General features: G+C 70.3%; 21 protein-coding genes. 16 read left to right on the forward strand and 5 right to left on the reverse strand.

Annotation, left to right across the window (positions count from 1 at the left end; all coding sequences use genetic code 11):
- Window positions 1–191 precede the first annotated feature (191 nt).
- On the forward strand, window positions 192–497 hold the full coding sequence (locus ACZ63D_RS11635) for a hypothetical protein (RefSeq protein ID WP_465354225.1): 306 nt from the start codon (window positions 192–194) through the stop codon (window positions 495–497).
- A gap of 5 nt (window positions 498–502) precedes the next feature.
- Here the strand turns inward: ACZ63D_RS11635 and ACZ63D_RS11640 are convergent, their stop codons facing one another.
- Window positions 503–997 (reverse strand): CGNR zinc finger domain-containing protein, encoded by a 495-nt coding sequence (locus ACZ63D_RS11640; RefSeq protein ID WP_465354226.1) that lies wholly within the window; start codon window positions 995–997, stop codon window positions 503–505.
- Between the two features lie 65 nt (window positions 998–1062).
- Between ACZ63D_RS11640 and ACZ63D_RS11645 the strand changes: the two genes are divergently transcribed.
- The 11 genes from ACZ63D_RS11645 to ACZ63D_RS11695 all read left to right on the forward strand — a co-directional run bounded on the left by ACZ63D_RS11645 (window position 1063) and on the right by ACZ63D_RS11695 (window position 14297).
- On the forward strand, window positions 1063–2469 hold the full coding sequence (locus ACZ63D_RS11645) for an MFS transporter (RefSeq protein ID WP_465354227.1): 1407 nt from the start codon (window positions 1063–1065) through the stop codon (window positions 2467–2469).
- 291 nt (window positions 2470–2760) lie between these two features.
- Window positions 2761–4026 (forward strand): DegT/DnrJ/EryC1/StrS family aminotransferase, encoded by a 1266-nt coding sequence (locus ACZ63D_RS11650; protein WP_465354228.1) that lies wholly within the window; start codon window positions 2761–2763, stop codon window positions 4024–4026.
- Window positions 4023–4970 (forward strand): winged helix-turn-helix transcriptional regulator, encoded by a 948-nt coding sequence (locus ACZ63D_RS11655; RefSeq protein ID WP_465354229.1) that lies wholly within the window; start codon window positions 4023–4025, stop codon window positions 4968–4970. The genes ACZ63D_RS11650 and ACZ63D_RS11655 overlap by 4 nt, the downstream gene beginning before the upstream one ends.
- 101 nt (window positions 4971–5071) lie before the next feature.
- Window positions 5072–5329, forward strand: coding sequence for an acyl carrier protein (locus tag ACZ63D_RS11660; RefSeq protein ID WP_465354230.1), 258 nt, complete (start codon window positions 5072–5074; stop codon window positions 5327–5329).
- Window positions 5326–6972 (forward strand): (2,3-dihydroxybenzoyl)adenylate synthase, encoded by a 1647-nt coding sequence (locus ACZ63D_RS11665; RefSeq protein ID WP_465354231.1) that lies wholly within the window; start codon window positions 5326–5328, stop codon window positions 6970–6972. Before ACZ63D_RS11660 ends, ACZ63D_RS11665 begins: the two co-directional genes overlap by 4 nt.
- Entirely contained in the window at window positions 6969–7718 is a 750-nt protein-coding gene (locus tag ACZ63D_RS11670) for a thioesterase II family protein (protein ID WP_465354232.1), read from the forward strand. The genes ACZ63D_RS11665 and ACZ63D_RS11670 overlap by 4 nt, the downstream gene beginning before the upstream one ends.
- Entirely contained in the window at window positions 7715–8905 is a 1191-nt protein-coding gene (locus ACZ63D_RS11675) for an NAD(P)/FAD-dependent oxidoreductase (protein WP_465354233.1), read from the forward strand. Before ACZ63D_RS11670 ends, ACZ63D_RS11675 begins: the two co-directional genes overlap by 4 nt.
- Window positions 8902–11811, forward strand: coding sequence for a type I polyketide synthase (locus ACZ63D_RS11680; RefSeq protein WP_465354234.1), 2910 nt, complete (start codon window positions 8902–8904; stop codon window positions 11809–11811). Before ACZ63D_RS11675 ends, ACZ63D_RS11680 begins: the two co-directional genes overlap by 4 nt.
- An 8-nt stretch (window positions 11812–11819) precedes the next feature.
- Entirely contained in the window at window positions 11820–12830 is a 1011-nt protein-coding gene (locus ACZ63D_RS11685) for a pyridoxal-phosphate dependent enzyme (RefSeq protein ID WP_465354235.1), read from the forward strand.
- A 3-nt stretch (window positions 12831–12833) separates the two neighbouring features.
- On the forward strand, window positions 12834–13439 hold the full coding sequence (gene epsC, locus ACZ63D_RS11690; protein WP_465354236.1) for a serine O-acetyltransferase EpsC: 606 nt from the start codon (window positions 12834–12836) through the stop codon (window positions 13437–13439).
- Window positions 13440–13628: 189 nt separating this feature from the next.
- Window positions 13629–14297 (forward strand): hypothetical protein, encoded by a 669-nt coding sequence (locus ACZ63D_RS11695; protein WP_465354237.1) that lies wholly within the window; start codon window positions 13629–13631, stop codon window positions 14295–14297.
- A 20-nt stretch (window positions 14298–14317) separates the two neighbouring features.
- On the opposite strand, the gene ACZ63D_RS11700 is transcribed toward ACZ63D_RS11695, so the two are convergent.
- Both ACZ63D_RS11700 and ACZ63D_RS11705 read right to left on the reverse strand, forming a co-directional pair.
- Window positions 14318–15280 (reverse strand): FecCD family ABC transporter permease, encoded by a 963-nt coding sequence (locus ACZ63D_RS11700; RefSeq protein WP_465354238.1) that lies wholly within the window; start codon window positions 15278–15280, stop codon window positions 14318–14320.
- Window positions 15277–16293, reverse strand: coding sequence for a FecCD family ABC transporter permease (locus ACZ63D_RS11705; RefSeq protein WP_465354239.1), 1017 nt, complete (start codon window positions 16291–16293; stop codon window positions 15277–15279). The genes ACZ63D_RS11700 and ACZ63D_RS11705 overlap by 4 nt, the downstream gene beginning before the upstream one ends.
- A gap of 126 nt (window positions 16294–16419) precedes the next feature.
- Here ACZ63D_RS11705 and ACZ63D_RS11710 point away from each other — a divergent pair, with 126 nt between their 5' ends.
- Window positions 16420–17388, forward strand: a complete 969-nt coding sequence (locus tag ACZ63D_RS11710) for an ABC transporter substrate-binding protein (RefSeq protein WP_465354240.1) — start codon at window positions 16420–16422, stop codon at window positions 17386–17388.
- Window positions 17389–17477: 89 nt separating this feature from the next.
- Window positions 17478–18500 carry a pyridoxal-phosphate dependent enzyme gene (locus ACZ63D_RS11715; RefSeq protein ID WP_465354241.1) on the forward strand — a complete coding sequence of 341 codons (1023 nt, stop codon included), beginning with the start codon at window positions 17478–17480 and terminating at the stop codon, window positions 18498–18500.
- Between the two features lie 663 nt (window positions 18501–19163).
- Here the strand turns inward: ACZ63D_RS11715 and ACZ63D_RS11720 are convergent.
- On the reverse strand, window positions 19164–19742 hold the full coding sequence (locus ACZ63D_RS11720) for a GNAT family N-acetyltransferase (protein WP_465354242.1): 579 nt from the start codon (window positions 19740–19742) through the stop codon (window positions 19164–19166).
- Between ACZ63D_RS11720 and ACZ63D_RS11725 the strand changes: the two genes are divergently transcribed.
- The gene (locus ACZ63D_RS11725) at window positions 19741–20478 is read left to right on the forward strand and encodes an alpha/beta fold hydrolase (protein WP_465354243.1); all 738 of its coding nucleotides are present in this window, start codon (window positions 19741–19743) and stop codon (window positions 20476–20478) included. The two genes, ACZ63D_RS11720 and ACZ63D_RS11725, sit on opposite strands and share 2 nt — an antisense overlap.
- Here ACZ63D_RS11725 and ACZ63D_RS11730 read toward each other — a convergent pair.
- Window positions 20471–21301: a phosphotransferase enzyme family protein gene (locus tag ACZ63D_RS11730; protein WP_465354244.1), complete on the reverse strand. Its 831-nt coding sequence runs from the start codon at window positions 21299–21301 to the stop codon at window positions 20471–20473. The two genes, ACZ63D_RS11725 and ACZ63D_RS11730, sit on opposite strands and share 8 nt — an antisense overlap.
- Window positions 21302–21436: 135 nt before the next feature.
- Between ACZ63D_RS11730 and ctaD the strand changes: the two genes are divergently transcribed.
- Window positions 21437–23209 (forward strand): aa3-type cytochrome oxidase subunit I, encoded by a 1773-nt coding sequence (gene ctaD, locus ACZ63D_RS11735; RefSeq protein ID WP_182891010.1) that lies wholly within the window; start codon window positions 21437–21439, stop codon window positions 23207–23209.
- Window positions 23210–23526: the final 317 nt, after the last annotated feature.

Consider the following 23526-nt stretch of genomic DNA (forward strand, 5'->3'; position numbering starts at 1 on the left):
TGTTACGGGTGTATGGGCTGATCGGTGGCTCGGCTTGGTGGAGTTCGTGGTGCAGCTGGATTCCTGCCACACCGACCACGAACTGATGCGGTAACCCCGAGTGCCCGGCGCGGGCGAACCGCGTCCCGTCGCGGTTGAGCGCGGTCTCACCGGGCTGAACCGTCTCGCGGCCGTCGAGTTACCGTGGCTGCGTGCCCAGACGCAATCGACCCGGCCGAGGCCGTTCCGGTCCCGTCGAGCGGCCGGACGCCGGGGCGGTCAGCGGTTGGGCCCGCGGCGAATCCGGCCCGGACGGCGACTGGCTGGTGCGCACCGTTCCCGGTGCGCAGGCCGCCAAGACCTACCGGTGTCCCGGCTGCGACCACGAGATCCGCCCGGGCGTCCCGCATCTGGTCGTCTGGCCCGCGGACGAGACCGGCGGCGTCGCGGACCGTCGGCATTGGCATCGGCCCTGCTGGGAGGCCCGGGCGCGGCGGCGGCCGAACCGGCGGTGGTGAAAGCCCTACTGGGAAAGGGCTTCCTTCCGTCGCGCCCGGTGCCTGCGGACGGCGTCCCGGTTGACGCAGGCGTGGGTGCAATAGCGCTGGGTCCCGCTGCGGGTGAAGTCGACGAACGCGCGGCGGCATTCCGTCGCGGCGCAGCGGCCGAGGCGGTGCAGGCTGGTCGCGGTCAGGTACTGCGCCGCCGCCACTGAGGTGACCGCGCGCAGCACCGCGGGCAGGCGCATCCCGTCGTCCTGGTAGTGCAGATGCCAGCTGTACCCGTCGTGTTCGGTGATCCGCGGGTAGGCGGCGGCCTCGGCCAGCAAAGCGTTCAGCAGCCGGACCCGGTCCGCCTCGCCGGTGGCGTCGATGACCTCGATCCACCGGTCGAGGAAGGCGCACACCTCCGCGAAATCCTCGCCGGCGACCGGCGGGACCGGGCCCATTTCCGGCTCGTCCCAGCGTTCGACCAGGTCAGCGAGGTCCACCGGGCGGTCGTTGGTGAGCCCAGTCACAAACTTGAGGAAACTCCGGTAGTAAGAGTTATGCGGCATAAGCCTATTACACCACGATCTTAGGCATGCCTCACTTGACGAGCCGCGCCGAACCCGCGGTGGCCGCGCCGTCCTGGGTTCCGTTGATCGCCGCGTGTGTCGGAACATTCCTTCTGCTGATCTACACCAGCATCGTCACCGTCGCCCTGCCCGCGATCGGGGCCGAGCTCGGCGCGGGGTACGGCCAGCTGCAATGGATCGTGGACGTCTTCACGGTAGCGCTCGCCGGGCTGCTGCTGGGCTTCGGCTCGCTGAGCGACCTGCTCGGCCGCAAGCGCGTCTACCTCGCCGGGCTGGTCTTGTTCTCCCTCGCGACGCTCGGCTGCGGCCTGGCGGCGACGCCCGGCGAGCTGATCGCCGCGCGGGTCGTGCAGGGCGTCGCGGGCGCGGCGATGTTCGCGACGATCCTGCCGCTGGTCGGGCTGACCTACGAGGGCCGCGACCGGGCCCGGGCTTTCGCGGTCTGGGGGACGGTCGCCGGCGTGGCCAGCGCGGTCGGGACGTTTTCCGGCGGGGTGATCGCGCAACTGCTCGGCTGGCGCTGGATTTTCTTTGTCTCCCTGCCTATTTGCGTGGTCGCGATCGTGATGGCCGCGACGTCGCTGAAGGAAAGCCCGCGAGCGAGCGGCCGCGGCGTCGACTACCCGGGCATCGGCACGTTCTCGCTCGCCGCCACCGGTCTCACCTATTCCGTCATCACCGGCGGCGATCGCGGCTGGACTTCCGCCGGTGCGGTGATCGGCTACCTGGTCACGGTGGTCGCCATCGCGGCGTTCGTGGTGGTGGAACGCCGCAGCAGCGCGCCGATGGTCCCGACGAGTTTGTTCGCGACGCGCCGGTTTCTCGGCGTACTGCTCGTGGCGTTCAGCTATTACTTCGCCGGATTCGGGGCGCTGCCGGTGATTTCGCTGTGGCTGCAGAAGGCCACCGGCCTCAGTTCGGCGGGGACGTCGGCGGTGCTCGCGCTGCAGGTGGTGGTGTTCGTCGCGGTGTCGGCGCTGATCAGCGGACGGTTGCACGCCAGGTCGCCGGGCCGGGTGCTCGGCGGCGCGACGGTGCTGCTCGGCTTCGGCTGCCTGACCGCGGTCGCGGTGCTGCTCAGCCCGACCTGGGTGGCCTTGCTGCCGGCGTTGATCCTGACCGGGATCGGCGCGGGCATCGTGTCCCCGGTCTTCCCCGCGGTGGCGATCGCTTCGGTGCCCGCGGAGTACGGCGGCACGGCGGGCGCGGCCGCGAACAGCTCCCGTCAGCTCGGGCTGGCGCTCGGCATCGCGGTGTCCGGCGCGGTCTACGCGACCCGGGGGGAGGGAAGCGACGGGGCGACGCACGGGGTGTTGCTGGTGTTGCTGCTGTGCGGCGTGCTCGCGGTAGTGAGCGGTCTCACGGGCGGCTGGTTGTTACGGGACAACTCCGGGGGCAACGCTCAGAGATGAGCTGACCGCGGTTCAATCACCTGAAAGGAGGCAGCCCGAAACGGGGGGACGCTTGCTATTGTTCAACCTTGCCTAAAACGTCTGTCCACAATGTACACTTAAGACTGCTTTGGGGTGATAAATTCACCGCCGATAGCAGCCGGAAACCCGCCGCACAAGGATCGTGGGTCGGTAAAGAGTATTGACCCAGTTGACATTCCCGGTCCGGGGAAAACCCTTCCGGCGGGTTCGCGGGCGGTGCTTGAATGAGGCCGATGGCATTCGACCTGAACTGGGGAGATGTGTTCGGCCGTGTCCCGAAATTTCATTGTGCCCTGTCCCCTGCGCGGCAGCGTGCTGGCCGCGCCCGAGGCTGACGCGCTCGTCGAGCTGGTCACGAGCGAGTCCACTTTGTCCATGGGCGAGCACCGCCGGCGGTTCGAACGGCAGTTCGCCGCGATGGTCGGCGCCCGGCACGCGGTCTCGGTCACCAGCGGAACGGTCGCGGTGCAGCTCGCGGTCGAGATGCTGGATCTCGAGCCGGGCGACGAGGTCATCGCGACCCCGCAGACCTACCAGGCCACCGTCCAGCCGCTGCTCGACCACCGGGTGCGGGTGCGGTTCTGCGACGTCGACCCTGGCTCGCTCACCGTCGACCCGGCGTCGTTCGAGGCGCTGATCACCCCGCGCACCAAGGCTTTGCTGCTGGTGCACTACGGCGGATGTCCCGCGGACATGGACGCGATCATGCGGATCGCCCGTGCGCACGGGGTGCTCGTCGTCGAGGACTGCGCGCACGCGCTCGGCGCCAGCTACCGCGGCCGCGTGCCGGGCGGGCTGGCCGATCTCGGCTGTTTCAGCTTCCAGAACTCCAAGAACATCACCACCCTCGGCGAGGGCGGGATGATCACCTGCGACAACGATGTCTGGGCGCACCGGCTGCAGCGGTTGCGCGGCAACGACTACGACGGTCACCTGAGCACGTCGGCATTGCCCGGCGAGGACGAACCGCTGCTGCTGCCGTGGATGAAATACTCCGAAGGCGTTTACCGCGACACCGTGCACCGGGTGCGCCGCAGCGGCACGAACGCGACCATGTCCGAGGCCGCCGCCGCGGTCGGGGTGGTGCAGCTCGCGCGGTTGCCGGAATTGGCCGCGCTGCGCCGGACGATCGCTTCGCGGCTGGACGAGGTGATCGACGGATATTCTTTCGTCACCCCGCAATCCGCCCCGGCGGACAGCACGCACGCCTACCACCTGTACACCTGCTTCGCGGAAACCGCGGAACTGCGCGAGGAAATGGTGCTGGCGCTCGACCGCGGCGGCGTGGAGATCCAGCTTCGCTATTTCCCCCAGCATTTGCTGCCGGAATGGCGGCACCGCGGGCACCGGCCGGGCGAGTGCCCGGTGGCCGAACGGCTGTGGTTCAGCTCGCTGATCAACCTGCCCTGCCATCCGGGGCTGCGCCTGGCGCAGGTCGACTACCTGGTCGACACGCTGGACCGGGTGCTGGCCGACCTCAACGGGCCGGCTCCGGCCATGCTGCTGGCGGCCGGAGCGAGGGCGAGCGGCTCGTGATCGGCGTCGCGACCCCCGGCGCGGTGCTGTCCGGCTCCGAAGTGTCGCTGCCGGTGCGGGATCTGGTGCTCGGCGGTTCTCCCCGGGTGGACGGCCCGGTCGCCGAGCACGTCCGGATGCTGACCGGCCGCGATCCCGAGGTGCTGCCGCCGATCGTGGTGCAGCGGGACACGTTGCGCGTGGTCGACGGCGAACACCGGGTGCGGGCCGCGGTGCTGCGGGAGGACGAGCAGATCCGCGCGGTGCTGTGCGACGGCACCGAATCCGAGTGTTTCCTTTACGCGGTGCGGTCGAACATCGCGCACGGTCTTCCGCTGTCGCTGGAGAGCAGGCGGGCCGCGGCGGTGCGGATCGTGCGGGAGTTCCCGGGCTGGTCGGATCACGTGGTGGCGGAGCTGGCCGGGCTGTCGGACAAGACGGTCGGCGCGCTGCGGCGTTCAACCGCGGAAAATCCGGAGTCGAACACCGCCCGCATCGGCCGCGACGGCCGGGCGCGTCCGTTGTCCGCGGCCGAGGGACGACGTCAGGCCAGCGCGCTGCTGGCCGAAGAGCCCGGCCTGTCCCTGCGCGAGGTCGCCCGGCGCGCCGGGATTTCGCTCGGCACCGCGCACGACGTGCGGCGACGGCTGGAGTCCGGCCAGGATCCGGTGCCGGACCAGCGGCGTTCGCGCACCGAAACCGTTCCGGAAGCCCCGCCGCGGGTGGACGCGGCGACGCTGCTGCGCCAGCTGCGGACGGATCCGGCGCTGCGTTCGAGCGAACCCGGACGAGTGCTGCTGCACCTGCTCAGCCTGACCGGGCAGGCACTCGGCCGCCGCTCGGACATCCTCGGCGCGGTGCCGCCGCACTGCCTGCCCGCGGTGGCCGCGATGGCCGAGGTCTACGCGCGGGATTTGTCCGGGCTCGCCGAACAGATCCGCGCGGCGCTGCCTGACCCGCGCTGAGTTCCCGTTGTGTCCCCGCCGCCGGGAAGAAGCCCGGACGGCCCGTTCCGCACTCCCGCGCGCCCGGACGCGGGAGAAAACCGTGAAAGGTATGGAGAGCTGTGCCATCCTCGCACCCGGCCCCGGCCGTGGAAGAGATCTTCGACCTGCTGACCGAGATCGGTCTCGATGCCGAAACCCTGGCCGAGGCCGACTCCTCGACCCGGCTTCGCGCGGACCTCGCGCTCAGCTCGGTCGAGACGACCGACTTGCAGCTGGAGCTCACCGCCCGGTTCGGGCTCGCGGTGAACCTGTGGGACACCGAGGACTACACCCTCGGCCAGCTCGCCGAACTGGCCGGCGCGGCGGTGGCCCGATGACTGGGGTGACCGGGGAACGCGCCCGGCGGTACCGGGAATCCGGGCTGTGGAACGACGAACTCGTGGTGGAGCCGATCCGGCGGCAGTTCGCCGAAGCGGCGGGCCGGTGTGCCGTGGTCGACGGCGCGCGCCGGATCGGCTACGCGGAACTCGGCGACGCGGTGGGCGTGGCGCGGGACCGGCTCGCCGGGCTGGGCGTGCGTCCTGGCGATCGCATCGCCGTCGCGTTGACCAACCGTGCCGAGTACGTCGTGCTCGTGCTGGCGGCGCTCGAACTCGGCGCCGCGCCGGTGCTGATCCTGCCTGCTTTCCGCGAACACGAACTGGACCACGTCGTCGCGGTGACCGAGCCGGTGCTGCTGGCGGTGGACGCGACCGGCCGGCGCAGGGAAGCGCTGACCGTCGCCCGGCGGCTGCGGGAACGCCATGCTGGGCTGAAAAACTTGCTCGTGCTGGGTGCGGAGACCGCCGGGGACGAGGTGGATCTCGCGCTGTTGTGCGAACCCGGCGAGGAAACGCCGAGCGAGTGGCAGCCCGCTGCGGCACCGTCGGATCCGGCGGTGTTCCTGCTTTCCGGCGGCACGACCGGTTTGCCCAAGGCGATCGCGCGCACGCACGAGGGTTACGGCTGCATGATCCGGCACGCGCTCATCGTGAACGCGATGACCCGCGACTCGGTGAACCTCGTCGTGATGCCCGCCGAACACGGCTTCGTGATGAACTGCCCGGGCATTCTCGGTGCGTTGTCCGTCGGGGCGACGGTGGTGTTGAGTTCGCCCGAATCCCCTTCTGGTGCTTTTGAACTCATCGAACGGGAGCGGGTCACGCACAGCACGCTGGTGCCGTCGGTCGCGCTGCGCTGGAGTGCCGAAGCGAAGCGCACCAGCCGCGACCTGTCGTCTCTGCGCGTGCTGCTGGTCGGCGGCTCCCGGCTCGCGCCCGGGACTGCCGACGAACTGCGCGCCGCACTCGGCGTCACCGTGCAGCAGTGCTACGGCATGAGCGAGGGGCTGCTCTGCTACACCCGCCTGCACGACCCGGACGAGGTCATCCGCGACACCCAGGGCAGGCCGTTGCTGCCCGAGGACGAGATCCGGGTGGTCGCCGCGGACGGTTCGGACGTCGAACCCGGCGAGGAAGGGGAATTGCTCACTCGCGGGCCCTACACCGTGGCCGGGTACTACGCGAATCCCGAGGCGACCGCGGAAGCCTTCACCCCGAACGGTTTCTACCGCACCGGCGACCTCGTGCGCGTCGATCCCGGCGGCAACCTGGAGATCCTCGGCCGGCTGCGCGACGTGATCAACCGTGGCGGCGAGAAGATCTCCGCCGAGGAGCTGGAAGCGATGGTGCTGCGGCATCCCGCGATCGCGCACGCGGCCGGGGTCGCCGTGCCGCACGAGATCCACGGCGAAACGGTCTGCCTCTGCGTGGTTCCCGCCGCCGGAGCCGAATGTCCCGGACTGCGCGAGGTGCGGAAGTTCCTGGACGGACAGGGCCTTGCGCGGTACAAGTTCCCTGAACATCTCGTCGTGCTCGACGCGCTTCCGCTGACCGGTACCGGCAAGGTCAACAAAGCGGCATTGCGCCGGGAAGCGGCCGGGCTGCGGGACGCCACGACGCTGAGCGGGGCGCGGGGATGACCGGCTCCGCGTGGATCAAACGGCTTTCCGGTGAAGGCCCGGTCCGGCAGCAGCTGGTCTGCCTTCCGCACGCCGGGGGCGGCGCGTCGGCGTTCCGGCCGTGGCGGGAACTGCTCCCGCCGGACGTCGAACTGCTGGCCGTGCAGTATCCGGGCCGGGAAGACCGGATCGGCGAGCCCGCGCTCACCGATCTGGTCGAGCTGGCCGAAGGCGTGGCCGACGCGGTGGCCGAGGTGCTCGAAGCGCCGTTCACCGTGTTCGGCCACAGCATGGGCGCGCTGGTCGGATACGAACTGGTGAATGTATTGCGGCAGAACGGTTTTCCCTCGCCGCGGCGATTGATCGTGTCCAGTCAGTTCCCGCCCGGGCTGCTGCCCGACCGCGGCGTCCGCGACTTCGGCGACGAGGCGGTGCTGGACCTCATCGACTGGCTGGCCGGCGGGACCTCCGGCATCCGGGCCGATTCGCGGCTCAGCGCGTTCGTGGCCGCGCTGGTCCGCGCCGACTACGAAGCGGTCGAGACCTACCGGCCGGGAACGGCGGATATCACCGTCCCGGTCAGTGCGTTCTGTGGGGCCGACGATCCGGCGGTGCGGCCGGAAGAGGTCGCGGGCTGGGCCGCGTGGTGCCGCGCCGGATTCGACCGGACGGTCTTCCCCGGCGGCCATTTCTACCTTCGCGAAGCGGCGGCGGAGACCGTCGCCGCGATCACCGGAATTCTTCGACGAGAGGACGTACTGGCATGAGTGCCGAGGAACACTTCGACGTGATCGTGGTCGGCGGCGGCCCGATCGGCCTGTCCGCCGCGTGGCGGTCGGCGGTCGGCGGGGCGCGCGTGCTCGTCACCGACCGGTTCGGGTTCCTGAACGAGAGCTGCGGTTCCAGCGGCGGCGAACGGCATTGGCGAGTGCAGTACACCCAGCCGGACATCTTCCGGCTCACGCTGGCCACCGCGCCGCTGTGGAAGGAACTGGAGGCCGACACCGGGCGCACTCTCGTGCACGAACTGGGCAGCCTGTGGTTCGGCGACACCCACGTGCCGACCAACGAAGGCCACATCGCCGACACCGCGGCCGCGATGGACGAGCTGTCCGTGCCGTACGAATGGTTGTCCGGCAAGGAAATCGAGCGCCGCTACGGCTTCCGCAACCTGCCCGCGCACTTCGAGGGCTTCCTGCAGCCGAGCGGGGGAGCCATCGACGTGCGCGGCACGCTGGCCGCCCTGGTGCAGCAATGCCACCTCAACGGCGTGCGGATGCAGTCTCCGGAACGAATTCTCGCGGTGGAGCCGGGCTCGAACGGCGTCGTGGTGCGCAGCGACCGGGCGACCTACCGCGCGGACAAGGTGGTGCTGGCGGCGAACGCGCACGTCAACGAGCTGATCCGGCCGTGGGGCGCGGGCGAACTGGACCTGCACACCTACGAGATGGCGCTGGTGACCTTGCGCGACAACGGCGACGGCGTGCGCAGGCCGTTCTGGTTCGCCTTCCAGGAACCGACCGCCGAGGACACCAACCTGTTCTATGGCTTCCCGCCCAACCCGTGGGCGAACGACGGCCTCGCCCGGCTCGGCCCGGACTTCGAGGTGGACGCGCTGGCCGACGCCGATCTCGCCACCGGCCGTCCGCGGCCCGCGCACGTCGAACGGGTGTCGGACTGGGTGCGGGCGCACATGCCGTGGCTCGACCCGGAACCGGTGTCCACCGGCACGTGTCTCGCGGTGCTGCCCGGGGACCCGAAGCGGCAGTTCTACCTCGGCACCGCGGAGGGCCTGGTGGACGGCGGCGAGCACGTCGTGGTCGCCGCCGGAGGCTGGGCCTTCAAGCTGGTCCCGCTGTTCGGCCGGATCTGCGCCGAGTTGCTTTCCCAGGGCAAGACCGAACACGACATCGCCCGGCACGCGCTCACCGGCCTCCGGGCCGCCGCACAGTGAGTGCGGACCAGCGGATCGCCGTCGTCGGCATGGCGGGCCGGTTCCCCGGCGCGACCAGCACGGCGGCGTTCTGGCGCAACCTTCGCGACGGGGTCGAATCCATCGCTCCGCTCAGCGAAACTGAACTGCTCGCCGAAGGCGTGCCGGCCGAGGAGATCGCGCACCCGGATTACGTGCCGGTGGCGGCGATGCTGGCGGAGCACGATCTGTTCGACGCCCGCTTCTTCGGCTTCGGCGCGCGGGAGGCGGCGTTGCTGGACCCGCAGCACCGGGTGTTCCTGGAATGTGCCTGGCACGCCATGGAAAACGCGGGCATCCGGCCGGGCGACGCGAGCGGCGGCGGGGTGTTCGCCTCGGCCGGAATGCCCGCGTACCTGATGTCGAACCTGCTGGGCGGGCGTCCGGTGGTGCTCGGCTCGGAGGTTTTCGAGCTGCAGATCCACAACGACAAGGACTACCTCGCCACCCGGGTCGCGCACCGGCTCGGCCTGACCGGTCCGGCGGTGAGCGTGCAGACGGCGTGCTCCGGTTCGCTGGTCGCGGTGCACCAGGCGGTGCGGGCGCTGCGCGCGGGCGAATGCGAGCTCGCGCTCGCCGGCGGGGTGTGCGTGCGGGTTCCGCACCGGGTCGGCTACCGCTGGGAACGCGGCATGGTGTTCTCGCGGGACGGACATTGCCGTCCGTTCGACGCGGCGGCCTCCGGCACGGTGTTCGGCAACGGCGTCGGGGTCGTGGTGCTCAAACGGCTCGGCGACGCGGTCGAGGCCGGGGACCGGGTGCTCGCGGTGATCGCCGGATCGGCGGCGAACAACGACGGCGCGGGCAAGGTCGGCTTCACCGCGCCGAGCGCCGCCGGCCAGGAGGCAGTGGTGCGCGCGGCGTTGCGGGACGCGGACTTCGCCCCGGAAACGATCACCGCGGTGGAAGCGCACGGCACCGCGACTCCGATCGGCGACCCGATCGAAATCACCGCGCTGAGCCGGGCGTTCGGCACCTCGCGCACCGGGTTCTGCACGGTCGGTTCGGTGAAGGGCAACGTCGGGCACCTGGAGTCCGCGGCCGGGATCGCCGGGTTGATCAAGGCGATTCTCCAGCTTCAGAACGGAGTTCTGGCCCCGACGGCACATTTCGCCGAGCCGAATCCGGCGATCGACTTCGCCAGCACGCCGTTCGTGGTGCGGGCTGAGGCGCAGGAGTGGGAGACCGGCGGGCTGCCGCGCCGGATCGGAGTCAGCGCCTTCGGCATCGGCGGGACCAACGCGCACGTGCTGCTCGAAGAAGCGGCCCAGCCGGAGCCGACGCCGCCGGCTCGCCGTCCGCAAGTGCTGGTGCTGTCGGCGAAAACGAAGGAAGCGCTGGAGACGATGGCCGGTGACCTCGCCGCGGTGCTGCGGGAGCCGGACGCGCCAGCTATCGCGGACGTCGCCGCGACATTGCGCCGCGGCCGGGAAACCTGGCGATACCGGCGGGCGGTGGTGGTGTCCGAGTCGTCCACCGTTCTGGCCGCTCCAGGATCGGCGGTGGCCGCGAACAAGCCGCGAGTGGTGTGGATGTTCCCCGGTCAAGGCGCGCAATACCCCGGGATGGGCGCGGAGTTCTACCGCGAACTGCCTGCTTATGCCGAGGTCGTCGACGAATGCGTGCGGGAGTTGACGCCTCGCCTCGGCGTCGACCTGCGGGAGCTGATGTTCTCACCGGACACCGATCCCGCACGGTTGCGGGCGACCGAACTCGCTCAACCAGCGTTGTTCGTGACCTCCTACGCACTCGCGCGCCAGTTGCTCCGCTGGGATTGCCACGCCGACGCCATGGTCGGCCACAGCCTCGGCGAACTGGTCGCAGCCTGCTTGTCCGGGGTGCTGTCGCTGCCGGACGCACTCCGGTTCGTCGCGGAGCGCGGCCGGTTGATGGCGGAACAGCCGCCGGGGGTGATGCTCGCCGTTTCCGCGGGAGAGGAGCGGATCACCGGGTTGCTGCCCGGCGATGTCACGGTCGCCGCGGTCAACGCGCCGGAGCTGTGCGTGCTGAGCGGGCCCGCGGAAGCGATCGCGAAATGCGCGGATGTTCTTGCCGGGCAGGAGATTCCGCACAAGCCGCTGCACACCTCGCACGCCTTCCACTCGGCGATGATGGACGGGGTAGTGCCGAAGCTGGCCGATTTCCTCGGTACCGCACGGCTCAACAAGCCCGAGGTGCCGGTGTTCTCCGCGGTGACCGGGGCGTTGCTCACTGACGAGCAGGCCGTCGATCCCGGGTATTGGGCGGCGCACGCGAGGGAACCGGTTCGCTTCGCCGCGGCGCTCGCCGGCGCGGCCGGTGGGCTGGTGCTGGAAGTCGGTCCCGGGGCCACGCTCGGCACGCTCGCGCGGGCGACGCTCGGCGACCGGGTGGCCGTGGCGCGCACTATGCCGCGGCCGAACGAAAACCGGCCCGAGCTGGAGGTGCTGCTGGGCGCGGCAGGAGCGCTCTGGGAGCGGGGATGCCCGGTGGATCTGGAAGCCGTGCACGACGGGGCCGGACAGCCGGTCGCGTTGCCCGGGTACGCGTTCGCCCGGCAGCGGTACTGGATCGGCCGGCAGCCGGGCACGGCGGAACCAGTCGCGGTCCCGGTGGAGGAAGCGGCGTCCCGGCCGGCCGAACTGAGCGGGAAGTTCGCCGCGCCGGACACCGAACTGCTGCGCCGGATCGTCGCGGTGTGGGAGGACGTCCTGCAGTACCGGCCGATCGGCGTGCACGACGATTTCTTCGAACTGGGCGGCCATTCGCTGCTCGCCGCGAAGCTGCGCGCCGGTCTCGCCGCCGCGCTCGGCCGCGAGATCTCGCTGCCGGACGTGCTGACGCGGCCGACCCCGGCCGCGTTCGCCGAGGCGCTGGAAAAAACCGTGCCCGCTGAGCCGAAGGAGTGAAGAGCGTGGTGTCCACGCGACGGTTCCCGAACGGGACCGCCCTGCCCGAGCCGCACGGTTCGCTGTTCCGGGAAAGCGTTCCGCTGTCCCGGTTTCCCCGGCTGCGCGCCTTCCGGGCCGGGCTCGGCCTGACCCGGCTCGCCGAAGTGCCGGGACCGGCGGGCGGGGCCCGGGTGCTGGCCAAACACGAATACGAGAACCCGACCGGATCCGACGCGGACCGGGTGGCGTACGCACTGGTCTGCCAGGCGATCGGCGCCTCCCGCGGCGAACCGCGGTTCGTCGCCGCGGCCGGGCCGGAGCTGGCTCGCGCGCTGAGCCACCTGCGTTCGCTGATCGGCGTACCGCTGCGGCTGGTGCTCGCCGAGGAAGTTCCGCTCGGCCCGGACGGGGCGGGCGTGCGGATCGAGCGGGCCGATCCGGAAGGCGGGCTGCTCGCCGCGATCGCGCTGGCCGAGCAGATCGCGGAAGCCGAACCGGAGTGGCTTCTCCTTGCCGCGCATCGTGATCCGGTCTGCGTGGCGATCCACGAATTCGTCACCGGGCGCGAGATCATCGGCCAGCTCGACGGTCTCGTCCCGGCGGCGTGGGTGTGCGGCACCGGCCCGGGCGGCTGTCTCGCCGGGGTGACCCGGGCGTTCCGCGCGACGGGCGCGGACCCGGTCGTCACCGGGGTGACCGCCGCGGAACTGCCCTACGGGTCGGCGGCCGCGCCGAGGTCCGGGCTGCCCGGGTGGGCCGGGCTCGGCCACGGCTACCGGCAACCGCTCGTGGAGGGCGAATTGCCGGACCTGGCAACGGAAAGCGTGAGTGCGGCCGAGGCCCGCGCCGGGGTCCGGGAATTCCGGGCCGCGACGGGCCGGGAAATCGGCCCGGCCTCGGCGGCGAACTGGCTCGTCACCCGCGAGGTCGCCGCGAAGCTGAAACCGGAGGACGTCGTCGTGACGGTGTTCCCGGACGGCCCGCACGAGGTCACCGCAGTAGCCGACATCTGGGAAAACACGAAGGGGAAGGGCTGAACGATGGTCACTGTCCGGTCTGTCAGCCCGGCGCCGCCGCGCCGCGCCGCGTCCGGTGCCGCCGCCGCGGAGCCCGATCGCATCGGGGTGCTCGCCCGGATGCGCGAAGACCTCCGCACGATCGTCGAACGAGATCCGTCGATCGACACCCTTGCCGAGGCACTGGCCCATTCCACGCTGCCCGCGGTCTGGATCCACCGCGTCGCGCACCTGCTTTACCGGCGCGGGCACCGGATCGCCGCGCGGCTGCTGACCAATCTCGCCCGGGTGCTCACCGGCGTCGAGATCCACCCCGGCGCGGTGGTCGGCCGCCGGTTGTTCATCGACCACGGCACCGGGGTGATCATCGGCGAGACCGCGGTCGTCGGCGAAGACGTGACGCTGTACCAGCACGTGACGCTCGGCGCGGTCGGCTGGTGGCGCGACAACCGCAGGACCGCGGGCGAACGGCGGCATCCGGCGGTGGGCGACCGGGTCACCTTCGGCGCCGGAGCCACGGTGCTCGGCCCGGTCGAGGTCGGCGACGATTCGTTCGTGGGCGCGACCGCGCTCGTGGTGTCCGACGTGCCCGCGGGGAGCAAAGTGCTCGCCGTTCCGCGGACCGCGTAAGGAAGGGAACTCGAATCGGACAGCGGAAAAAACCGCCGCGAAGGAATTTTCCCGGTATTCGTGAGGCAGCTCACCGACGATGATCAATTGTCGCGGCGCGGCCGGTCCGTTAGCATCGAGGCAAGACGTCGCGATCCGGCGGATGTGGGGGATTTCGTGCAGACACGGTATCCGATTCGGGTAGGTCATGTGCCCGGCCCGGAAGGCAATGCTCTCAATCGCGGACGCGCGGGCCGGACCGGCCCGGTCGCCGCTCCGTCCGGTTCGCCTCGGCCGGGTTCGCGGCCTTCGGTCTCGCCGGCGGCGAAAGGCGTTCTGGGCGCGTGCCTGCGGCGGCTGTCCTGGTCGCCGGACCGGCTCGCCCGCGAGATCAATCGCAGGCTCGGGGCGGGCACGATCAGTGCCAAGGCTCCCTATCATTGGCTGCGCGGGGTCACCCCGCGCGATCCGCTGCCCGCGGTGGTCGCCTCGATCCTTTCCGCCGAGCTGGGCGAGGAAATCCGGCTCGCGGACCTGTGGCCGGCGCTGGCGACCCGCGACGTCTGCCCGCCCGCCCCGGCGTCGGTCGCGGTCGAACCGCTGATGGTCCGCGCGCTGCGGGCGAGGGTCGACCAGCTGCTGGCGCTGGACGGCAGGCTGGACGACCGCGCGCTGCTTTCCTGGGCGGCGCAGGATTTGAGCTGGATTCGCCGGCTCAGCACGGGTCCCGGTGTCGCCGCGCCCGCTGAACGGGAACTGCGCCGGATGGCCGCGGATCTTTCCCGGGTGATCGGAAACGTTTCGCTGCGGGTCGACGATTGCGCCGACGGCTGCGATTTCCTGCTGGCCTCGATCGAAGAGTGCGAAACCATCGTGTGAACGGTTTCGACGCAATTTCTTCACCGCGTTCCCCGGCCGGTGAGCAAGAACAGCAGATACCCGCCGCCGATCATCCCGGTCACCACTCCGACCGGGATTTCCGCGGGTGAACTCAGCGACCGCGCGAGCAGATCGGCCAGCAGCAGCAACGCCGAGCCCAGCCACGCCGAGGCGGTCAGCGACGGCTCCCGGCGGCCGGTCAGCAGCCGGGCTAACGCCGGGGCGGTGAGCGCCACGAACGCGACCGGTCCGACCGCCGCCGTGGCGGCCGAGGCGAGGACCGTGGCCGCGACTGTCAGGAAGAACCGGGTCCGGCCCACCGCGACCCCGAGCGAGCGGGCGAGGTCGTCGCCGTGCCCGAGAAGCGTCAGCGGACGGGCCAAGGGGACGACGACCACCACAGCCGGGATCGTGAACCACAGCAACGGCCCGAGCTCCGGCCAGGACCGGCCGTCGAGTGTCCCGGTGAGCCACACCAGCGCCGCCTGCGCTTCGGTCACCTCGCCGACGGTGAGCAGCCACGACACCCCGCCCGCCAGCAGCGCCGCGGCAGCTACGCCGATGAGGACGAGATTCCGCCCGCGCGCGGTGGCCAGCAGGTGCACCACGCCGGTGGTGACCAGCCCGCCGGCCAACGCCGCTCCCGACACAGCTGGCCCGGTCCAGCCGAGCAGCAGCAACGCGGACACCGCGGCCGCGGCGGCGCCGGAGGTCGTGCCGAGCACGTCCGGACTGGCGAGCGGATTGCGGACCAGGGATTGCACAATCGCGCCCGCCAAGCCGAAAGCAGCGCCGGTCGTCACGGCGAGCAGCAGCCGGGGGAGCCGGACGTCGAGCAGGAAGAAGGCGTCGCGAGGGTCAGCGGTTCCAGCGAGCGCCCGGAGGACGGACATGGGCGACAGCGGAAAGTCGCCGTAGAGAAGCCCCGCGATCACGAGACAGGCGACGAGGCTGGGCAGAGCGAGGCGGATGGTTCGGTTCATGTCAGGGGCTTCTTGCGCCGGGCCAGCACAATCACCATCGGTGTCCCGAGGACCGCGGTCACCACTCCCGCGGGCAGCTCGGCGGTTCCGGCCGCGAACCGGCCGAGAAGATCGGCGAGCAACAGCAGCAGCGGACCCAGCAGCACCGAATACCGCAGCACCCAGCGCTGATCCGGCCCGGTGATCAGCCGCGCCAGGTGCGGCACCAGCAGTCCGAGGAAACCGATCGGCCCGGCGATCGCGGTGGAAACTCCGGACAGCACCACGACCACCGCGCTCGCCAGCAGTTTCGCCGGGACGGCTCGGTGTCCCAGCGCGACTGCGAGATCGTCGCCCAGCGATTGCACGTTGAGCGTCCGGCCCAGCAGCAGGCCGCAGCCAAGCGCGGGCACGAGCAGCGCGGTGCCGAAAAGGAGCACCGAGACCGGGTGTCCGGTCAGGGAACCGACCTGCCAGAACCGGAACTGCGCGAACGTGCCGCCGTCGGTCAGCAGGATGGCGCTGGTCGCGGAGGTGAGAATCGCGGTGAGCGCGGTTCCGGCGAGCAGCAGCGTTACCGGCCCGCGCGACCGGTGCGCGAGCAGGTGCACCACGATCGCGGCGAGCGCGGCACCGCCGAGGGCGAGCCAGGTGGTAGACGATCCGGTCAATGAACCCAGAGCGGTCAGGCCGAGGACTATCGCCAGCGCCGCTCCGGCGTTGATGCCCAGGATTCCCGGGTCCGCCAGCGGATTTCGCACCGAGGATTGCAGGATCGCGCCAGCCAGGCCGAGTCCGGCCCCCGCCGCGAGTCCCACGAGCGTGCGAGGCAGCCGCAGGGTCCGCACCGCGAGCTCGTCCAGCCGGGCGGGGTCGTAGTGCAGCAACGCTTCCAGAACTGTGCCAGGGGAAATGAATTCCGCGCCCGCGCACACGCTGACCAGTGCGACGATCGCCAGTGCCACGAGCACGCCGAACCATCCCGTGCCGAGCCGGACCGCGACCCGGTGTGGAGCGGATATTCGCTGACCCATGTTCATCCCCGGAGAAGGCGAGCGGCTTCTCCGTTCGCAGGAGCCGGATTATGGTTAGGCGACCCTAATTCGGGCAAGTGTCCGACTGGGACGGACGAACACTTTCCCTGTGGCACAGGAGGTTCGATGACGAGGGGTGCGGGCAAGCCGGTCCGGCGCACCGTGCTTTTCGGCGGAGTCGCTGCGGCAGCCGCCGTCGTCGCACCACGGCTGATGTCAGATTCCGCAGATGCCGGTCCAGTCCGGCAGGTGCCGCCCGGCCCGTGGACCGTGGTTGACGACACCGGTCTCCGCCTGGATTTCCCCTCTGTGCCAAGACGAATCATCGCCTACGCCACAGTGGCCCGCACTCTGCACGATTACGGTCTCGACGTCGATGGCGTCTACGGCGGAATTCTGACACAGGGACGCAAACTCGATCACTCCGTACTGGGAAATCTTGACCGTGCAGTCGTTCTCGGCTCCGCGTGGGGGCAGCTGAACGTCGAGCGGGCAGGCGCACTGCGTCCGGACTTGGTGCTGGATTCCTTGCAGTACGGCCTTTCCCAGCTCGACCCGGGGATTGGTGCGCAGGTGCGGAAGTTCTGCCCAGTGGCGTCCTTCGAAAGTTACGCGACCGACCTACCGGACTCCCTGCGCAGATTCGGCGACCTGGCCGCTTCGCTCGGCGCGTCCGGAGTCGAGGCGCAGCGCGCCCAATACCTGCGGGCGCGTGCTGAACTGCGCGCGGTTGCTGCTCGAGCGCCTCGGGTGCAGTTCGTTTCTATTGACCCGGACGGGATCCGGATCGCCCGCCCGGGATGGCCGTTGCTGCGGGAGTACCTCGCGCTCCGAGTGCCGGTGGTGCTGCCGCCCGGCGGCGAGTACATGCTGAAACTGTCCTGGGAAAACTCGTTGCGCTACCCGGCGGACGTGCTGATGGTGGACGCTCGCGCCACGAGCCTGCAGCCCGCGGACGTCGCCGGTCATCCTTTTTGGCAACGCCAGGCCGCCGTCCGGACCGGGCGAGTTCATTCCTGGCAACCCGAACCGCCCTTGAGCTACCGCGCGGCCGCGGCCCAGTTGACTGGCCTGACCCGCGCTCTGACCGGCTGAAGTGTTCAGCCTTGCGCACCGAAAAACGTTGATACGCAAGAGAAAGCGACTACAGTTCGACGCGGTTTCCCAGGCGAGAAAGAGGAGTCATGACGAACGCCTACCAGGACGTGATCGACCTGACGATCGGCGAGCCGCTGGACGAGATGTTCGACGAGCGGCTGACCCTGGAGCAGTTCCCGGCGTTGAAGGAATTCCGGGACCGGCTCGGCCATTCCCGGCTCGTCGAGGTCCCCGGGCCGGAAGGCGGCGCGAAGATCTTCGCCAAGTACGAGTTCGAGAACCCGTTCGGCTCGGTGAAGGACCGCACCGCCTACTCGCTGCTGTGCGGTGCGGTGAACGCCAACGCCGACCGCCTGGAGGATCTGCGCATCGTCGCCGGTTCGGGCGGGAACATGGCGCGAGCGCTGGCTCAGCTGGGGAAACTGGCCGGAATCCCGATCAAGGTCGTGCTGCCGAGCTCGATGGCCGAAAGCGTCGTCGAGGAGATTCGAGGCACCGGAGCGTCGGTGGAATTCTCCCGCGGTTCGGAATTCGTGCTGGGCTTCCTCAAGCTCTCCAAGGAAATCGCCGACGCCGACCCCCGCTGGACGATGGTCGCCCAGCACCGGGACCTGCACAACTTCGCGGTGAACCAGTTCCTCACCGGCCAGGAAATCATCACCCAGCTCGCCGGCCGCCGCCCGTCCGCCTGGGTAGCCGCCGTCGGCAGCGGCGCCACCCTCGGCGGAGTCGCCCGAGCCCTGCGCACGGAATACGGCGACCTGACCGTCGTCGCGGTCACCCCCGCGGAACTTCCCTTCGGCACCATGAGCCCGCCCAACGAAACCTCGAAGTTCCCCGGCGCGGGCGGCCTGGGATACGGGATGCGCCAGCGTTTCGTCAGCGACCTGATCCCCGGAGTCCAGCACCAGACCGTGTCCTACCCCGAGGTCCTCCGCAGCATGCGCGACTTCCACACCGCCACCGGCACCAAAATCGGCGGCTCCGCGGCAGCCAACTGGCTCACCGCCCGCCGCCTGGCCGCGACCCGCACCCCGGACGAGACAGTGGTGACGCTGTTCGCGGACTCCGGGACCGCGGAGGATTGGAAGAACGCCAACCGGCTTTGAGGTGCGCTGATCTCGGCTCGCGTTTGGGTCTTGGGCCCGCGTTCCCGGGGGTTGCCGGTGGGCGTGGGTCTAAGGGCTTGCGGAGAGTTTGGCGGAGGCGGAGTTCGCCCCGGCGGGGTTTCGGGTGGGCGGGGGCCGGTATTGACGTCGCCGGGTGAAGGCTGCGCGGAGATGCTGTTGCCTCGCGCTCATCCGGCCGCCCGGTGAGGGTGATGGGGAAGCGGTGTCGCTGGTCGAAGGCTGCGCGGAGATGATGCCATTCCGCGCTCGCCCGGCCGTTCCGGGTAGCGTGGCCGCGGTTACCGGCGCTGCCTCGTGAAGCCCAGTGCAGGGGGCGCTGCTTTGCACGCACCCGCCCGTCCGCGCCGAGAATCGCCGCCGCGGCAACCGGTGTTGCCCCGCGCCCCTCTGCCAGAAGCGGAAAAAGCGAAGCCTCGCGATGCCACCACCTCGCGCCCGCCCGGCCCGCTCCCAACCGGTCACCGCCGCGCCACGTCAATTCACCGTGCCACAGCGAGCAGCCCCGTTCGAACTAGTCCACCACCGCGTCACCCCTTGGCCCCGCTTTCCTCCACCACACTGCTCTTTCCCAGCCGTTCGCCCGGCCCCAACCTCACCGCCCCCGCTCTTCCTCACCCCTCCGGCCCATCACCATCGCCCCCCTCACCGCCGAAAATGCCGGGAAACCGCCCCGTCGTACTCCTCCTCCACGTACTCCGTGAACCCCAGCTTCTCCACCACCCGCAGCGACGGCGTGTTCGTCTCCGCCACGCTGATCAGCACCGGAATCGCCGGAATCTCCCGTTCCGCCCACTCCACCGCCGCTCGCGCCGCCTCCACCGCATACCCCTTCCCCCACGCCGACGGACGGAAGCGGTACGCCAGGTTCAGCACCTTCTCGCCCCGGAACTCCCGGTTCCGCACCCCGGTCATGCCGATCACGTCCGACCCGTCGGCGGATTCCGGCCTGCCCCGCTCCCGGACCGCCAGGTACCCGTACCCGAACTCCGCCCAGTGCTCGAGCCAGCTGTCGAACATCACCAGCGTGGTCGCGGTGTCCGGCGGGCGCGGGTTGTACCGGTTCGTCTCCGGGTCGTTCTGGATCTCCACGACTGCCTGCCGGTCGGTCTCCACGAAGTGCCGCAGCACCAGCCTTTCCGTTACGATCTCTGTCACGCCCCCGACCCTAACGATGGGGTCCGACAAAAATCGCCGCGAAAAAGCAGCGACAATCTCCGCCATGACCGAACTGCCGTTGGTGCTGCTGCACGCTTTCCCGCTCGACGCCCGCATGTGGGACCCGGTCCGCGCGCCGCTCGCGGAGCGCCTCCGGGTCATCACGCCCGACCAGCGCGGCCTCGGCCGGAGCCCCTTGCCGGAAACTGACGCCGAGCCGGATCTGGCCGACGCCGCGCGGGATGTCGTCGCGCTCCTCGACAAGCTCGAACTCGATCAGGTGGTTCTAGGCGGCTGCTCGATGGGCGGCTACCTCGCGATGGCCGTCCTGCGGCAGGCTCCCGAGCGCGTCGGCGGTCTGATCCTCATCGACACCAAAGCCACCGCGGACACCCCCGAAGCCGCGCAGACCCGCCTCGACGTCGCGAACCGCGCCGAGGCGGAGGGCGTCAAGGGCTGGCTGGCCGACGGGAACCTGCCGAACCTGCTGGCCGACACCGCGTCCGGCGACGTCCTCGCGCGCGTGCGCGAATTGATCGACGCGCAGCCGCCGTCCGGGGTCGCCTGGGCCGCGCGGGCGATGCGCAACCGGCCCGATTCCGTTGACCTGCTGCGCGAAACCGACGTCCCGGCGCTCGTCATCGTGGGGGAGCGCGACGCGATCACGCCGCTCGACGCTGCCAACACCATGGTCGAAGCGCTCCCCGACGCGACCCTCGCCGTCCTCCCGGACGTCGGCCACCTGACGCCGCTAGAGGACCCGGCAGGCGTGGTCGAAGCGATCCTCGGCTGGCTCAGCTGAAGTACTCGGCCGCCGCGGCGCGCGCTTCGGCCAGGCGGTGCGGGAAACGCTGTGCGATCAGGAACCGCCATGCCACCACGAACAGCGCGCGAAGCTGCGTACACGTCGCGAGGACGGCTTCGTCCGCTTCGCCCGGGTACGCGGCAAGGAACTCCGGCCCGCCCTGCTGAGCGAGGATTGCCAGGTCCCACTCGAGTGGTCCGCGCCAGGTGTCCTCGAAGTCGAGCCAGCACGGGCCGTCGGCGGTCTCGATGAGGTTGCCGGGGTGCGCGTCGCCGTGGAGCGCCTGGACTGGATGGGACGGCAACAGCGCGGCGAGACGTTCGGTTTCCGTGCGGATCCGGTCGGCGAAGCCGTCCAGCAGCGAGCCGCTGCGGGCGACGGTGTCCAGGAGTTCGCCGACTGGGCCGCGGGAGGGCAGTTCTCCCGGATAGTCGCGCAACGCGGCGTGGACGCGGGCGAGCGACCGGGCGGTCTCGCCCGGCCCGTGCCGATGATCCGGATCGTGCGGGGTCCAGTGCCAGAGCGTGACCGGCAATTCCTCGGCGAAATGCGGTCCGGCCGGGGGATCCGAAGCCGGTGAGACGACGCGCACACCACGTTCGGTGAGGTAGGCCGAAAGGGCGACGTCCCGCTCGAGCCACGCGGTCGCGTCCGGCCGCAGCAGCCGGGTGGTGGCCGGGACCCTCGCCACGATCGGACCCATTCTCACCAGCACGTTCGAGCGTTCGTGCAGCACCTCGGCAGAGCCGGCGGGGAGGCCGAACCGGCGGCCGACAGCGAGGGCGGCGGAGACCGCCGCGGTGCGGTACGGGTCGGTCATGCGGTGATCTAAGCAGCCGGTGCGAGCGACTGTCGGTACCGAGGGCTACGATCCCCCTATCCGCCCGGATCAGGCCCGCCTGAGCCCGAGCGCCCCGAAGTTGACCACCACAAGGTTGCAGTGTTGGAGGCAGGAGTGACGGCCGTAGCCCCCAAGCCGATCGCAACGCGCCCGTATCCCGCGCGCGAGACGGCAAAGGGTTCGTACCTGCTGCGGTTGTTCCGCACGACGGACCACAAGCAGATCGGGATCATGTATCTGGTCTCGTCGTTCGCCTTCTTCATGATCGGCGGCGCGATGGCCATGCTCATCCGGACGGAGCTCGCCCAGCCGGGCCAGCAGTTCCTGTCGCAGGAGCAGTACAACCAGCTGTTCACCATGCACGGCACGGTGATGCTGCTGCTGTACGCGACGCCGAGCCTGTTCGGGTTCGCGAACTTCATCCTGCCGCTGCAGATCGGCTCGCCCGACGTGGCGTTCCCGCGGCTGAACGCGTTCTCCTACTGGCTGTTCCTGTTCGGCAGCCTGATCGTGCTCTCCGGCTTCCTGACGCCCGGCGGCGCCGCCGACTTCGGCTGGTTCGCCTACACGCCGCTCTCGGACGCCATTCACTCGCCCGGCGTCGGAGCCGACCTGTGGATCGCCGGCCTCGCGGTGTCCGGTCTCGGCACCATCCTGGGCGCGGTCAACATGATCACCACGGTGGTCTGCCTGCGCGCGCCCGGCATGACGATGTACCGGATGCCGATCTTCACCTGGAACATCCTGATCACGAGCATCCTGATCCTGCTCGCGTTCCCGATCCTGACCGCGGCCCTGTTCGGCCTGATGGCGGACCGGCACCTCGGAGCCCACGTGTTCGACCCGGCCAATGGCGGGGTGATCCTGTGGCAGCACCTGTTCTGGTTCTTCGGCCACCCAGAGGTCTACATCGTCGCGCTGCCGTTCTTCGGGATCGTGTCGGAGATCTTCCCGGTGTTCAGCCGCAAGCCGGTGTTCGGCTACAAGGGCCTGGTCTTCGCGACGCTGTCGATCGCGGCGCTGTCGGTGGCGGTGTGGGCGCACCACATGTACGCGACCGGTGCGGTCCTGCTGCCGTTCTTCTCCTTCATGACGTTCCTCATCGCGGTCCCGACCGGCGTGAAGTTCTTCAACTGGATCGGCACGATGTGGAAGGGCCAGCTGTCCTTCGAGACGCCGATGATCTTCTCGATGGGCTTCATCGTCACGTTCCTCTTCGGCGGTCTGACCGGCATCATGCTGGCCGCCCCGGCGATCGACTTCCACGTGTCGGACAGCTACTTCGTGGTGGCGCACTTCCACTACGTCCTCTACGGCACGATCGTGTTCGCGACCTTCGCCGGGATCTACTTCTGGTTCCCGAAGATCACCGGCCGGATGATGGACGAGAAGCTCGGGAAGTGGCACTTCTGGACCACGTTCATCGGCTTCCACACCACGTTCCTGGTGCAGCACTGGCTGGGCGCGGAAGGCATGCCGCGGCGCTACGCGGACTACCTGGCCAGCGACGGGTTCACCACGCTGAACACGATCTCCACGATCGGCGCGTACATCCTCGGGGCGTCCACGCTGCCGTTCATCTGGAACGTGTTCAAGAGCTACCGGTACGGCGAGATCGTCACGGTCGACGACCCGTGGGGCTACGGCAACTCGCTCGAGTGGGCGACGTCCTGCCCGCCGCCGCGGCACAACTTCACCGAACTGCCCCGGATCCGCTCCGAGCGGCCCGCGTTCGAACTGCACTACCCGCACATGGTCGAACGCCTCCACGCGGAAGGCGAGATCGGCTTCTTCGGCAAGGCCAAGCACGTCGGGGCCCCGTCGCAGAAGCTCGTGGACGCCACCATGCCGGGCGACCACAGCAAGGACAACGCGAGCGAGCAGTAACCGGCGCTCGCAGGATTTAACCGGCGCGTGCCCGGTCGAGGACTTTCTCGGCCGGGCACGCGCCGTTTTCGTGCCGAGGCCAGCGCTGCGGGCTGCCGGAGCAGTGAGACCGGAGAGGCTGCCGGGGCCGAGATCTGCCGGGCCGAGGGCGCGCCGGGCGGTGCGAGCGGGACTGTGGCGGTGGGTCGCGCCGACGGACGACGTCGTGGGGGGGGGGGGGGGGGGGGGGGGGGGGGGGGGCAGGACCCCCCCCCCCCCCCCCCCCCTCCCCCCCCCCCCCACCCCCCCCCCCCCCCCCCCCCCCCCGAGGGCGGGAG

The organism is Amycolatopsis sp. NPDC104775 (assembly GCF_055583325.1).

Coding starts and splice junctions, on each gene's coding strand:
- ACZ63D_RS11645 (WP_465354227.1), top strand. CDS start 1,063: ATGCCTCACTTGACGAGCCGCGCCGAACCCGCGGTGGCCGCGCCGTCC.
- ACZ63D_RS11665 (WP_465354231.1), top strand. CDS start 5,326: ATGACTGGGGTGACCGGGGAACGCGCCCGGCGGTACCGGGAATCCGGG.
- ACZ63D_RS11670 (WP_465354232.1), top strand. CDS start 6,969: ATGACCGGCTCCGCGTGGATCAAACGGCTTTCCGGTGAAGGCCCGGTC.
- ACZ63D_RS11675 (WP_465354233.1), top strand. CDS start 7,715: ATGAGTGCCGAGGAACACTTCGACGTGATCGTGGTCGGCGGCGGCCCG.
- epsC (WP_465354236.1), top strand. CDS start 12,834: ATGGTCACTGTCCGGTCTGTCAGCCCGGCGCCGCCGCGCCGCGCCGCG.
- ACZ63D_RS11700 (WP_465354238.1), bottom strand. CDS start 15,280: ATGAACCGAACCATCCGCCTCGCTCTGCCCAGCCTCGTCGCCTGTCTC.
- ACZ63D_RS11705 (WP_465354239.1), bottom strand. CDS start 16,293: ATGGGTCAGCGAATATCCGCTCCACACCGGGTCGCGGTCCGGCTCGGC.
- ACZ63D_RS11710 (WP_465354240.1), top strand. CDS start 16,420: ATGACGAGGGGTGCGGGCAAGCCGGTCCGGCGCACCGTGCTTTTCGGC.
- ACZ63D_RS11715 (WP_465354241.1), top strand. CDS start 17,478: ATGACGAACGCCTACCAGGACGTGATCGACCTGACGATCGGCGAGCCG.
- ACZ63D_RS11725 (WP_465354243.1), top strand. CDS start 19,741: ATGACCGAACTGCCGTTGGTGCTGCTGCACGCTTTCCCGCTCGACGCC.
- ACZ63D_RS11720 (WP_465354242.1), bottom strand. CDS start 19,742: ATGGCGGAGATTGTCGCTGCTTTTTCGCGGCGATTTTTGTCGGACCCC.
- ACZ63D_RS11730 (WP_465354244.1), bottom strand. CDS start 21,301: ATGACCGACCCGTACCGCACCGCGGCGGTCTCCGCCGCCCTCGCTGTC.